Consider the following 13,461-nt stretch of genomic DNA (forward strand, 5'->3'; position numbering starts at 1 on the left):
CCGACCAATACGAAGTCCTCACCACCGTCATGAACACCGCCACCAACCCCCGCACCACCACCCCGGACACCACCAACAGCGACGCCACCAACACTGACAGCGCCGCCATCGACCTCGACACGGTCTTCAACGCCGCCGCCCCGGAACCGGACCTGGACCGCCGCACCCCCGCCCAGCAACGCCTCGACGGCCTCGTCGGCGCGACCAAGGCAGCCCTCGCCGCCGGCACCCTGCCCACCACCGGAGGACTCCGCCCCCAAGTCATGGTCACCATCGGCTACCAAGACCTCCTCAACAGCATCAAAACCACCGCCGCCCACGGCCCGCGCTACGCTCCGAACGGAAACCACCCCGGCACGCAGCCCACGGACACCGCCCGGCCAACAGACGACACCTGGCAGACCAAGAAACCCCAGCCCGCGCCGGATACCCGGCAGAGCAACGATCCCGAACCGCTGGCGGGCACCGGCACCTGGCCTCCCGTCACCACCCTCCCTGGCATCAACTGGGCCGCCACCGCGCCTGTCGGCCCCACCGGCAGCGGGACCTTCACCTACACCGGCCCCGTCACCGCCTCCACCATCCGCAAAATCGCCTGCGACGCCGACATCATCCCAGTCCTCCTCGGCTCCCAAGGACGCATCCTCGACATCGGCCGCACCACCCGCGTCTTCCCGCCCCACATCCGCAAAGCCCTCAACGCCCGAGACCAAGGCTGCGCCTTCCCCAACTGCACCATCCCCGCATCCTGGTGCGAAGCCCACCACATCACCTACTGGTCACAAGGCGGAACCACCAGCACCGACAACGGCGTCCTCCTCTGCACCCACCACCACCATCTAATCCACAAGGAACAGTGGAAAATCCACGTCAAAAACGGAATCCCATGGTTCATCCCGCCACCACACATCGACCCCCGCCAACAACCCCGACAAAACCACCACCACAAAACATGAAGTGACGGCAGCTTCACGAGAGTCAGCCCGCGCAAGAGTGACAGCAGGTTCCAGACTTAGAGCAGCTTCCCGATCACTGCTGTGGCGTCCAGTTCGGCTGACGTGGCGATCCGAGGGCTCAAGCCTGCACTGACCATGGCCGTGGCTGTATGCGGAGCCTGCAGCCGGCTCGTTTCGATAAGGAGGTGCCCACCTTGCCTGAGCCAGGCACCCGCTCCCGCAATCACCCGGCGCTGGATGTCGAGGCCGTCGGGCCCGCCGTCGAGCGACACCCGGGGCTCGTGAACTCGGGCCTCGTGAGGCATGCTGCTGATGGACGCCGTGGGCACGTACGGCGCATTGACCGCCAGAAGGTCAACGTTGCCTCGAAGGTGGTCCGGCAGTGCCGAGTAGAGATCGCCCTCATGGACTGCGCCGCCCACGGGCAGGACGTTGAGGCGGGCACAACGCACGGCAGCAGGGTCGACGTCGGAAGCATGTAGCTCGATGACGGGCGCCAGCACCGCCAACGCGGTGCCTACGGCTCCGGAGCCACAGCACAGGTCAACAACAACTGGCTTGCTCGAGGGCAATCTCTCCGCGGGCCCTGCCCCCGCGGCGCTCAGGAGTGCAGCTGCCTCGCGGACCAGCAGTTCCGTCCGGCGTCGCGGCACAAATACTCCGGCCCCCACCCTGATCCGCAGGCCGCAAAACTCTGCCCAGCCGAGAATATGCTCAAGAGGAAACCCCTCGACCCGCCGCTGCACGGCGTTGGTCAGCTCATTGGGGGCAAGGCCTGCGGAAAGGAGGAGGTCCGCTTCGTCTTCGGCGAAAACAGAGCCGGCGGCGCGCAGCCTGCCGATGACCTTGGAACGCGAGAGCAATGATCGAATAGGCATGGATGCGTCCTTCGGTTGAATGATGGGCGCTCCGTGCATATGTCCGACTAGCCTTGGCGGTCCGTACGGCGGCCGGTAGAAAGAACCCAGGCTGGAATTGCGTGAATTGTTCTCACCTCCGGTAATCTCAAACGTTCCCAGTTCTGAAACTGGCCTTGAAAATTCCATGTTATCCGACACCCAATCCGGCAATTATTGGCAGGATGGGATGATGACCCACAGCGAAGCCCACACGCTCATCTGGACCGGCTCCTACACCGCGGACAGCGCCGGCCACGGTGCAGGGATCGGGGCCGTATCGGCCAACCCCGACGGGACGCTAACCTGGCGCGGTACGGCCGCAAAGGCTGACTCGCCGTCGTTCGTCGCTGTGCACCGGCAACTCCCGATGCTTTACGCCGTCGGCGAGAACACCAAAACCGTTCAGGCGTACCGGCGGCGGGGAGAGTTCGGCCTCGAAGCAGTCGGCGAGCCCTGGGCGGCAGGCGAAGCCGCCTGCCACGTCACTGTCGATCCACAGGGCAAGTTCCTGATCGTTGCCTGCTGGGGTGACGGCCAGGTGTTGCTGTACGAACTGGCGGACGACGGCGGCATCGCCAGCCGCCTTCCGGCGGCACCATCCAGCGATCCGCACCTGGACAACCGCCCCAGCCGGGCCCATGCGAGCCTGGTACTCGGTGACGGCCGGATCATGACCACCGACCTCGGCCACGACCTCCTCCGCGTGTGGACCCACGCCCCCGCTACGGGCCTGGCACTGGACCACGAGGTGGTGCTTCCGAAGGACAGCGGTCCCCGCCACCTGGTGCAGCACTCCGATGGAACGGTGTTCGTGGTCTCCGAGTATTCCATCGAGGTCTTTGCGGCCCGGGCGGCCTCATCATCAGGGAAGTTCGAGCTGGTCAGCCAGGGTGCCGCCACCTCCGACGGCGCGAAGGACGGGGACTCTGCCGCCGAAATTGCCTGGTCGGCGGACGGGCGCTTCGCTTATGTCGGCGTACGAGGATCCAACCGGATCAGCGTGCTGGAAGTGACTCCGTCGGCCGAGGGCAGTCTGCCTAGCCCGGTCCGCGACTTCGCCAGCGGCGGCGACTGGCCCCGCCACCACCTGGTCCACGGCGAATGGCTTCACGTGGCCCACGAGCGCTCCCACGACATCACAACCTTCCGGCTGGACCCCCGAACCGGCCTTCCGCACGGCTCCATCGACCGCCTCGTGACGGGTTCCCCCACGGCCCTGATTGTGGCAAGCTAAACGGCAATCGACAAAGCCAATACAAGATTAGTCATTGCCAATACGGCCGCATCACAGGCTGTGGCGGTGAATGCGCTTGTCTTGGACGCGTCGGCATTCAACGGATTCCGGGCAGCCCCGCCCGGACAAGCAGCGTTGCTTCGCGGAAGGTCCAACATGCTCACCGTTCCTCGCCTGAATTCCCTGCGCCTGACGTCCACGCGCCGCGCCAGCGTTCCCACCAAGTCCGCCCGAACAACTCTGGCGGCAGCGAGCGCACTCCTCCTGCTGGCTGCGTCGGCCGTACCCGCGCAGGCCACGCCAACCACGGCCGCTTTGCCAACCGCAGCAGACTTGCCGACGCAAGCCTCCGCCCAAACCGCGGCCGCCAACAAAAGCCCGGACCCGCCGTCGGACACTAAATCGGGAACAGGGGGCCATTCGCTGCGAACTCCCGTCACCGGCGAGAACTTCTACTTCGTCATGGCGGACAGATTCAGCAACGGCGACGCCGGCAACGACCAGGGCGGCCTCGGACCGGATCCGATGGTCTCCGGCTTCGACCCCAGCCGCAAGGGCTTCTATAACGGCGGAGACCTGAACGGCCTCCTGGACAAGATCGACTACATCCAGGGGCTCGGGACCACGGCGATCTGGCTGACCCCGAGCTTCAAGAATAAGGCGGTCCAGCCCGAGGACAGTTCCGCCGGTTACCACGGCTACTGGGTCACGGACTTCACCCAGATCGATCCGCACCTGGGCACCAACGCCGAACTGAAAACGCTGATCGACGAGGCCCACTCGCGCGGCATGAAGGTGTACTTCGACATCATCACCAACCACACCGCGGACGTCATCGGCTACAAAGAGGGTGCCCGCACCGGGTACGTCTCCAAGGACAAGGAGCCGTACCGCACCGCCTCGGGCAACGCTTTCGATGACCGGGATTTCGCCGGCCGCGCGGACTTCCCCAAGCTCGATGCCGGGACCTCCTTCCCGTATACACCGGTGCTTGATCCGGCGGAACAGAACCTCAAGGTCCCGGACTGGCTCAACGACCCGACGCTCTACCACAACCGCGGGGACACCACCTTCGCCGGCGAAAACTCCTTCTACGGCGACTTCTTCGGCCTTGACGACCTGTTCACCGAACACCCGACGGTGGTGGCCGGCATGACGGACATCTACGAGACGTGGATCCGGGACTTCGGCGTGGACGGGTTCCGCATCGACACGATGAAGCACGTCAATGACGAATTCTGGCAGCAGTTCGGGCCGGACGTTCTCGCCTACGCCAAGGAGCACGGCAGGGACGAGTTCTTCATGTTCGGCGAAGTCTTCGACACCTCCAAGAGCTTCACGAGCCAGTTCACCACCCGCAACAGGATGCAGGCGGTCCTCGACTTCCCGTTCCAGGACGCGGCGCGCAATTTCGCCTCGAAAAGCCAGAACGCCAAAGCGCTGGAAACCTTCTTCGCAGCCGACGACTGGTACACGGACGCGGATTCCAACGTCTATCAGCTGCCGACGTTCCTGGGGAACCACGACATGGGCCGGATCGGCAGCTTCATCAGTACCGACAACCCTGACGCGGACGACGCCGAACGCGTGGGCCGCGACGAACTCGCCCACGAGCTCATGTACTTTTCCCGCGGAAACCCCGTGGTCTACTACGGTGACGAGCAGGGCTTCACGGGGCCCGGCGGGGACCAGGACGCCCGCCAGACCCTGTTCGCCAGCAAGGTACCCGACTATCTCGACGACGAACTCCTCGGCACGGACGCCACCCACGCCACGGACAACTTCAACACCGGGCATCCCCTCTACGCCAAGATCCGCGAACTCGCGCAGCTGACCAGGGAGCACCCCGCCCTGCGCGACGGCGCCCACCAGCACCGCTACGCGTCGGACGGGCCCGGCATCTACGCGTTCTCGCGCACCGGCGCCAAGGACCAGCGTGAGTACGTGGTGGTGCTGAACAACAGCGTGGAACCGCAGACCGCCGCTGTTCCCACCTACATCGCCAAACGCAATTACAGCCTCATCTACGGCGACGCAGCCGAAAACTCCAAGACCTCAGCCGACGGCAAGCTGACCGTCACGGTGCCGCCTCTATCCGCCGTCGTCTACCGGTCCTCGGGCCGGATCCCCCGCGAGAAGGCGGCGCCCCCCGTCGAGCTGCAAGCTCCCGTTTCGGCTGCGGCTACCGCCGCGTCCGCCGGGGATAACGGCCGCATCCAGGTGGCGGCCGACGTCGACGGCAGCTCCTTCTACGAGGTCACCTTTGAGGCCCGGACGCCGGGCGGCAAATGGGGGCGCGTGGGCACCGATGACACCGCACCTTACCGGGTCTTCCACGACGTTTCGGGACTGAACGCCGGCACTGCCGTGGAGTACCGGGCCGTCGTCCTGAACAACGCCGGCCGCACGTCTGTCAGCGCCTCCCGGTCCGCCGTGGTACCGGACCCGGCGCTGAGCATCCAGCAGCCGGCCGAGGGCAGCACCGTCCAGGGGAACGTGGAAGTGGTTGCCACGGCGGACCCGGAGAAGGCCAGCCATGTGGTGCGGTTTGAGCGCAGCGTCGCGGGCGGGGCGTGGACAGCCATCGGCTCAGCCGATGATTCGTCCCCGGCCTACACGGTGGCGGACGACTTGGCCGCCCTGGGCCTCGACGACGGTACCGACGTGAAGTACCGGGCAATGCTGGACGGATCAAATGTGGTGAGCAATGTCCGGACGGTGGTGGTGGGCGCCGCACCACAGCCCGACTCGGTCACGGTGGCGGGAAGCCTGAACAGCGAGATGGGCTGCGCGGATGACTGGCAGCCGGCGTGTCAGGCGGCGTTCATGACCTTTGATGCGGCGGACCGCCAGTGGAAACTCACGGCAGACCTTCCGGCCGGGCAGTATGAATTCAAGGCGGCCATCAACGGTTCCTGGGATGAAAACTACGGCCAGGACGGCGCGCCGAACGGTTCCAATATCGTGCTGAATCACGACGGCGGCCCGGTCACCTTCCGGTACAGCCATACCACCCACGTCATCACGGCCAGCTAGCTTGCCCACCGCCCGGGGCTACTGCCAGCCAGGCAGTAGCCCCGGGCTCAGGCCCAGGTTCACACCCCGGCGGGCGGCTCAGGCTCAGGCGCGCACGGCCTTCTCGACCGCCGCGAGCAGGGAGTTGAACCGGTCGTCACCCTCAAGGCTGTCGATCAGCACGGAGTCGCCGTCGGAGTTGGCAAGTGGCACCTGCCAGTTGGGGTACTGGGCCGAGGTGGTTCCGGGCTGGTTCTGGACCCTCCGTTCGCCGACCGCGTCCACGAGGGCCACCCCAAGAAGGACGGACGGGGTCTGCGCGAGCAGTCGGTGCAGCGCCTCGATCCGTTCCTGTTCCGAGCCGGCGTCGCCGGCCGAAAGGAGGCCGCGCTGCCGGAGCAGGTCCATCATTTTTTCCAGCTTGGCATTGTGCTCCAGGCGCTCGTCCTCGGCAGAACGTTCCAGCAGCCCCAGAGCGTTGCGCAGCGTCACGTGGTCGCCGGCGAGGTAGCCGGCGGTGGGCGGCAGGTCGTGCGTGTTCACGCTGGAGAGGGCCTGCAGCCGGTACCGTTCGGGAGGCAGCGGGGCGTCGCCGTCGTTCTCAAACCACAGGATCGAGGTGCCCAGGATGCCCCGCGCTGCGAGGTAATCGCGGACCCACGGCTCGAAGGTGCCAAGGTCCTCACCGATCACCACGGCGCCGGCACGGTGCGCTTCCAGGGCGAGGATGCCGATCATGGCATCGTGGTCGAACCGGACGTAGGCGCCGTCCGCCGGCGAGTTCCCTTCCGGTACCCACCAGAGCCGGAAGAAGCCGAGGATGTGGTCCACCCGGATGCCGCCCGAATGCCGCAGCACCGTTGCGAGCATCTCCCGGAACGGCTTGTAGCCGGCCTCGGCAAGACGGGTGGGGTGCCATGGCGGCTGGTGCCAGTCCTGGCCCAGCTGGTTGTACATGTCCGGCGGCGCGCCGACGCTGACGCCGGGAGCGAGGACGCCCTGCAGCGTCCAGGCATCGGAACTCTGGAGGTCCACGCCAACGGCAAGGTCGTTCACCACGCCCAGGCGCATCCCGGCGTTGCGCGCGGCCTGCTGCGCGGATTCGAGCTGCTCGTCGCAGAGCCACTGCAGCCAGCGGTGGAACTCAATCCGTTCGGCCAGCTCGCCCCGGAGCTTCTCAGCCAAAGGCGAGTTGAGCGCAGCCGTTGGGTCGGTCCAAAAAGGGTCATCGGCGTCGAGATCCTCACGGATCGCGCACCAGAGGGCAAAGTCATCCAGGCCGGCGCCGGCCCGGCGGCAGTAGTCCTCAAACGCGAGCTGCCGCGACGGCGAACGGCGGACGCCAAAGATCAGCTCGAGCGCGGCCAGCTTGGCGGAATAGACCTTGTCCCGGTCAAGCCTGATGGCATCCTTGTTCAGCTTCCGCGCCTGCTTCATAAGGCTCTGAATCAGGGCCTGCTTCTTCGGCTTCAGGTACGCAAGTTCCGGAATGGCCTCGATCCGCAGGTACAGCGGGTTGAAGAACCGGCGGGTCGACGGTGAATACGGGGACGGCTCCAGGGGCGGCACGGGGTCGGCCGCATGCAGCGGATTGACCAGCACGTAGTCGGCCCCGCGCGCTCCGGCCACCGCGGCGAGCTCGGCCAGGTCGGCAAAATCGCCCACACCCCAGGAACGTTTGGAACGGACGGAGTACAGCTGCGTCGCCAGCCCCCAGCCCCGGCGCTGCTCAAGGTCGGCCGCCGTGGACAGCCTGGCGGGCGTCACCACCAGCGTGGCCTCCGCAACCACTCCGGCCGCCTCGGCACGCAGGGTGTGCCATCCAAGGCCGGTGTTCTGCGGCACGGCGAACGTGGCCCTGCCGGTCAGAACGCCGTCCACCTCCCGGGGCTCCACCCAGATGTCCTCCTGGACAACCTCCAGCTCGCGCCCGTCCTCCGTGACGGCCCACATCCGGACGGGAGAACCGTGCGGAACATGGACACTCACCTGCCCCGGCGCCCCATCCTGAACTACGACGGCGGGCGGCAGCATCCGGCGCCACGGCGCCAATTCTGCCTCGGCCAATTCGTGCTGGATCAGCTGGTCCGTATGGGCGTCGACGCCCAGCGCGGCCAGGACGCGGATCAGGGTGCCGGCCGCTACGTCATGCGGCTCCCCGTCCCACCCTTGGTAGGACGTGCCAACGCCGTACGCCTCCGCCAGCCATCGCAGCAGCTCGGGATTGACCGCGGTGTTGGTTACCGGCGCTCCGCGGCCCGCCGGCGCTTCGGAGGGAGAGGGTTCAGGGGAGGCTTCAGGGGAAGGTGTTTCAGGGGAAGTCGCGTGCTGCTGGCTGGGAGCCTTCATATATCCGCCTCGTCTGCTGTAATCGGCCCGAAACTAACGCTGCTGCCCGTCGCGGCCGGCCGTTTCAGCAACCCCCGCAACTGCTGGTTCCGATTATTGCAGGCTACGCTGGCTGTCCCGGGCAGAGAGCCTGGTGGGTGTCGTGGGGGCCAGGCCTCAAGCGGCAGTGCACGCCTTCTGAAGTTCGCGGACAGAATCGCTGGGGACCTGGTCACCGGCCTGGGCGATCGCCTTCATGGGCCCGGTGATTTCGGCGGGGACGCCAGCGGTCTCGGCGCCGGCCACAAGGCCCCCGAGTGCTGCCTTGTCCGAGGCGCTGACCAGGCCGTCTTCGATCAAGTTGCAGATCTGGCCCTTCACCTGCTCGGCCGCGGCGTTGGCAACCTGGGAGACCGCCGAGCTCGCCGCGTTCTGGGCTGCCTCTTCGGCCTGGGCGCAGCCCGCCAGCAGGACAACAACAGGAAGCATGGACATGGCGAGGAAGCTGCGATTCATGATTCCACCCTAGCAACGGTGCCCGGTGGAACTTCGACGGCCGACTGCTGCGCTCGGCGGCCGCCACGCTCGGTGCTCGTTAGCCCCTGACAACGGTGTCTAAACCGCCTCCCACAGCGAAGTACCGCCGACCCGCGTGGTCACCGCACCTCAACCCGGGGCTGACAGGCGGGATCCAAGCGCCAGTTCACGGCGGCCCACAGGGTCAAAACACAGGATCCAGGCACTGCCGACGAATCCGTTGACTTGTCTTGTGGACATCCCCTAGCGTTCCAGTGACTGACAACGTTGTCTACCTGCCCGCCGGTTTGGGGGAAGGGCAGAAGGCACGCGCGATGAAGGGCGATACCAGCACTATGCACCAGAGAAAATTCAGCAGGCTCCAGCTATGCACTGCGCTGACCGTGGCAGGTCTCAGCCTGGCCTCGGTTCTGGCCGGAACCGGAACAGCGACGGCTGCCGGGACCTCCGGTGACGAGCAGTTCCGGCCGGCCTACCATTACACGCCACAGCAGAACTGGATGAACGATCCCAACGGAATGGTGTTCTACAAGGGCGTCTACCACCTCTACTACCAGCACAATCCGTCCGGCAATCAGTGGGGCAACATGTCCTGGGGCCATGCCACCTCAACAGACCTGGTGCACTGGAAGGAGCAGCCGCTGGCCATCGCCACTGACGACCAGCAGGACATCTTCTCCGGCAGCGTGGTGGTGGACAAGAACAACAGCTCCGGCCTCGGCACGCCAGAGAACCCTCCGCTGGTGGCCATCTTCACCAGTGCCTACAAGGACGCCTCGCCCTATAAGGGACTGCAGGCCCAATCCCTCGCGTACAGCCTGGACGAGGGCAAAACCTGGACCAAGTACAGCGGCAACCCGGTGCTCAACCGCAACTCGGCAAACTTCCGCGACCCGAAGGTGTTCTGGTACGACTCCCCCGGCGGGGGCGGCTACTGGGTGATGGCCGCCGTCGAGGCCACCGAGCACAAGGTGGTGCTGTACAAGTCCGGCAACCTCAAGGACTGGACGCAGCTCAGCGAGTTCGGCCCGGCGAATGCCACGGGCGGGCTCTGGGAATGCCCCGACCTGTTCCCGCTTGCGGTCGACGGCGACCCCGCGAACGTCAAATGGGTGATGGTGGTCAACATCAACCCAGGAGGCGTGGCGGGAGGCTCGGCCGGGCAGTATTTCGTGGGCGACTTTGACGGCACCACCTTCACATCAGAAACCACGAAGGCCAGCGACGCCCTGCCCGCGGGCACTCCCCTGGCAGGCTTCAACGACGGCACGTACAGCGGCTGGACGGTAAACAACGAACCCGGCAACCCGAAGGACGGGCCCTTCGCCGGGGCACCCGCGGCCGGCACCCTCCCCGGCCAGAACGGCGTCACCGGCTTTGCCGGCGCCGGCCTGATCAATTCCTTCAACGACGGCGACTGGCCGGTGGGCTCGATGAACTCGCCGCAGTTCACCGTGGCCAGCGATTACCTCAACTTCCTGGTGGGCGGCGGACAGCATCCGCGGGTTTCGGACAAGCTGGACAACACCCCTCCGGCCGGGGACCTGCTGTTCAACGGCTTTGAGGTACCGGACGCCTCCACGCTGGCCGACGCCGGGTGGACAGGAACCGGGGATCTGGCACCGGTGTTCCAGCCCGCAACCACCGGCGGCGACTTCTATATCGGAGCCAAACGGATTAACACGTTCGATACGGGAGGAGCGCCGGGCGACGACAGGCAGGGAAGCCTGACGTCGCCGTCGTTCACGGTGAACCGGAACTTCATGAGCATGCTGGTGGGCGGCGGACACCGCACAGCGGGCTCCGGGCAGACGCTGGAAGTCCAGCTGCTGGTGAACGGAAACGTTGTACGCAGCCTCGCCGGGGACGACGCGGGCGCCCTGAACTGGAAGGGCTGGGACGTGTCCGAATTCGCGGGGCAGCAGGCACAGCTGCGGGTCGTGGACCAGGCCACCGGCGGCTGGGGTCACCTCACTCTGGACCACGTCATGCTGACCGACCAGGCCGCCGTGCCCCGTTCCGATGAGACCACCGTCAATCTCGTGGTGGACGGCAAGGTGGTCAGGACGGCCACCGGGGCCAACAGCGAGGTCCTGGACTGGGCGTCGTGGAACGTCTCCGAGTTCAAGGGGCAGCAGGCCAGCATCCGCGTGGTGGACAACAACCGCTTTGGCTGGGGCCACATCCTGGCGGACGAGTTCGTCGCCTCACCGCGTCCTGCGACCCCCCGGGTGCAGACGTACGACTGGCTGGATTACGGCCGGGACTACTACGCGTCCGTATCCTTCAGCAACATGCCCCAGAACAAGCGGATCATGCTCGGCTGGATGAACAACTGGGACTACGCCAACAACATTCCTACTTCTCCCTGGCGCAGCGCAATGTCCCTGCCGCGCGAAGTGGCCCTGACGCATACGGCCAGCGGTCCTCGGCTGACGCAAAAGGCCGTCCAGCAGGTGGATGGCCTCGCCGGGAAGGAAAGCTACGCCGAAAAGCGGGCGCGGAACATTCCCGCCGGCACCCACGCGCTGCCGGCAGCGGCATCCGGCGACGTGCAGCGGATCGATGTGACCTTCTCCCCTGGATCAGCGTCCAAGGCGGGGATCACCGTGCTGGGGAACGGCAGCAAGTCGACTGTCATCGGCTACGACAAGGCAACCGGAGAACTGTACGTGGACCGGAGCAACTCCGGCATGACGGACTTCCATCCGCTCTTCGTTTCGGTTGACTCCGCCCCCGTGTCCGTGGACGCCAGCGGCAACGTGACGCTGCGGATCTATGTGGACCGGTCCTCGGTGGAGGTGTTCGCCCAGAACGGCCTGCGGACCATCACGGACCAGGTCTTCCCGGAACAGGCCCTTTCACCGCAGGGCGCCAACCAGGTGGCACTCTTCGCTGAAGGCGGCACGGCCCGGCTGAAGTCGCTGACGGTCACGCCGCTTAGCCAATCCATGTTCCAGGCAGTGCAGGCGCCGGCTAAGAACAGGAAGTAAGGGCCCGCCCCGGGAGAAGTCAGGCGCACGGAAGGCCGGTGTCCGCAAGAACTGCGGATACCGGCCTTCTTCGTGCTGCTTTCTGGCCTCTTCGCGTTGCGCGTAGCGCCGAGCTGGCCCGGCAGGCGGTGCGTGGCCTAGTGGACCGGATGCAGCCAGGTCAGCACGGAGCCATCCTCCTCGATGTGATCCGCGAGCTCCGCGTTGAACCGGGCGCCGTAATCGGCGCTGATGTGCTCTTGGAAGGCGGCATCGCCGTCGTACACCTCGAAGACGAAGTACTCCCGGGGGTTGGTTTCCCGGGTGTACGGCAGGAACAGCTGGTTGCCCGGCTCCCGGCGGACGTGCTCGGTCAGTTCGCGCATCATTTCCGCGACCCGGTCTTCGCTGCCGGGCTTGACGGTGAATTCTGCGTACAGCGTTTTTGTCATGGTTTTCCCCTCTTGAAGGTTAGGTATGGGTGGTTGAAATCGTGGTGGCACGAAGGTTGGGTTGCTCAGCGCGGCGGGCGGAGTTCCCCTGATCCGCGCTCAATGAGTTCCGTGGGAACGACGTACGTCTTCGGGGCGCTGTCGTCGCCGTCGATCCGCGCCAAGAGCCGCTCGGCGGCGAGCTTTCCGATCCTCTCGGGGTGCTGCGCGATAACGGTAATTCCGGGGTCCATCATGTCCGCGAGGGTAAAGTCGTCGAACCCCACGACTGCCACTTTCCTGCTTGCGCCGAGCTCCTTCAGGGCGCGCATAACTCCGAATGTGACGAGGTTCTGGCTAGAGAAGATGGCCGTGGGCGGGTCCTCGGAGCTGAGCAGCTCCACCGCCGCCTTGCGCGCGGACTCCTCGTCATGGAGCCCTTCGCGGACCGGAACCGTGGAGGTGGATATCCCCGCCCTGCCGAGTTCTTCGATGAAGCCGCGACGGCGTTCCCGGGCGGTCTGGATGTCGGTGCGGTCGCCCAGATAGGCAAGCTTCGTGTGACCCCGCGCGATCAGGTGGGCGGCGGCTCTGGCAGCTCCCACCGCGTTGTCCGTCACCACGGCGTCCGCCTCGATGCCGACGGGTTCGCGGTCAATGAAGACCATGGGCAGGTCCCGTGAATGCTCCGGAATGACGTAGGACTGGCTCTTGGCGATGGGCGTCAGGACCAGTCCATCCACGCGCCTGCCCAGGAAAGCGGCGACCAATGCCTTCTCCCGTTCGGGGTCGTCGTCCAGGCTGGCCGCGAAGACTGCAATACCTCGGGCGGTCAGGGCATCCTCCAGGGCGCGGTGAATCTCGCCGCTAAAGGGGTTCGACACACTTGGCAACAGGAGACCGATCGAAAGGGTCTGGCGGCCGGCCCGGCGAAGGCTTCCCGCTGCCATGTCCAGCTGGTAATTGAGCTGCTGGGAGGCGCCGAGTACCCGCTGGCGGGTTGCCTCGGACACCCCCGGCTCATCGTTCATCACCCGCGAGACGGTCTTGATGCCGACGCCGGCCAGTGCAGCGACGTGCCGCATCGTG

The 13,461-nt window shown here is 66.1% G+C and carries 9 protein-coding genes; 4 read left to right on the top strand and 5 right to left on the bottom strand.

Translation table 11 applies throughout. The annotated features are described in order from the left end of the window. The coding region (locus ACTHQX_RS10030) for a DUF222 domain-containing protein (protein WP_440157279.1) at nucleotides 1-956 on the top strand (956 nt) is incomplete at its 5' end. 56 nt (nucleotides 957-1,012) lie between these two features. On the opposite strand, the gene ACTHQX_RS10035 is transcribed toward ACTHQX_RS10030, so the two are convergent. After that, on the bottom strand, nucleotides 1,013-1,834 hold the full coding sequence (locus ACTHQX_RS10035; protein WP_440157281.1) for a putative protein N(5)-glutamine methyltransferase: 822 nt from the start codon (nucleotides 1,832-1,834) through the stop codon (nucleotides 1,013-1,015). Nucleotides 1,835-2,045: 211 nt separating this feature from the next. Here ACTHQX_RS10035 and ACTHQX_RS10040 point away from each other — a divergent pair, with 211 nt between their 5' ends. Next, nucleotides 2,046-3,089, top strand: a complete 1,044-nt coding sequence (locus ACTHQX_RS10040; RefSeq protein WP_440157283.1) for a lactonase family protein — start codon at nucleotides 2,046-2,048, stop codon at nucleotides 3,087-3,089. A 156-nt stretch (nucleotides 3,090-3,245) separates the two neighbouring features. After that, entirely contained in the window at nucleotides 3,246-6,125 is a 2,880-nt protein-coding gene (locus ACTHQX_RS10045) for an alpha-amylase family glycosyl hydrolase (RefSeq protein WP_440157285.1), read from the top strand. Between the two features lie 84 nt (nucleotides 6,126-6,209). On the opposite strand, the gene malQ is transcribed toward ACTHQX_RS10045, so the two are convergent. Both malQ and ACTHQX_RS10055 read right to left on the bottom strand, forming a co-directional pair. Further along, nucleotides 6,210-8,453, bottom strand: coding sequence for a 4-alpha-glucanotransferase (gene malQ, locus ACTHQX_RS10050; RefSeq protein WP_440157287.1), 2,244 nt, complete (start codon nucleotides 8,451-8,453; stop codon nucleotides 6,210-6,212). Between the two features lie 156 nt (nucleotides 8,454-8,609). After that, complete coding sequence (locus ACTHQX_RS10055) at nucleotides 8,610-8,948, bottom strand: hypothetical protein (protein ID WP_440157289.1); 339 nt, start codon at nucleotides 8,946-8,948, stop codon at nucleotides 8,610-8,612. 335 nt (nucleotides 8,949-9,283) lie between these two features. Between ACTHQX_RS10055 and ACTHQX_RS10060 the strand changes: the two genes are divergently transcribed. After that, the gene (locus ACTHQX_RS10060; RefSeq protein WP_440157548.1) at nucleotides 9,284-11,962 is read left to right on the top strand and encodes a GH32 C-terminal domain-containing protein; all 2,679 of its coding nucleotides are present in this window, start codon (nucleotides 9,284-9,286) and stop codon (nucleotides 11,960-11,962) included. Between the two features lie 137 nt (nucleotides 11,963-12,099). Here the strand turns inward: ACTHQX_RS10060 and ACTHQX_RS10065 are convergent, their stop codons facing one another. Then, entirely contained in the window at nucleotides 12,100-12,393 is a 294-nt protein-coding gene (locus tag ACTHQX_RS10065) for a putative quinol monooxygenase (protein ID WP_440157291.1), read from the bottom strand. A gap of 65 nt (nucleotides 12,394-12,458) precedes the next feature. Next, the gene (locus ACTHQX_RS10070) at nucleotides 12,459-13,457 is read right to left on the bottom strand and encodes a LacI family DNA-binding transcriptional regulator (RefSeq protein ID WP_440157550.1); all 999 of its coding nucleotides are present in this window, start codon (nucleotides 13,455-13,457) and stop codon (nucleotides 12,459-12,461) included. Nucleotides 13,458-13,461: the final 4 nt, after the last annotated feature.

The organism is Arthrobacter sp. SAFR-023 (genome assembly GCF_051965295.1).
Lineage (GTDB): Bacteria > Actinomycetota > Actinomycetes > Actinomycetales > Micrococcaceae > Arthrobacter.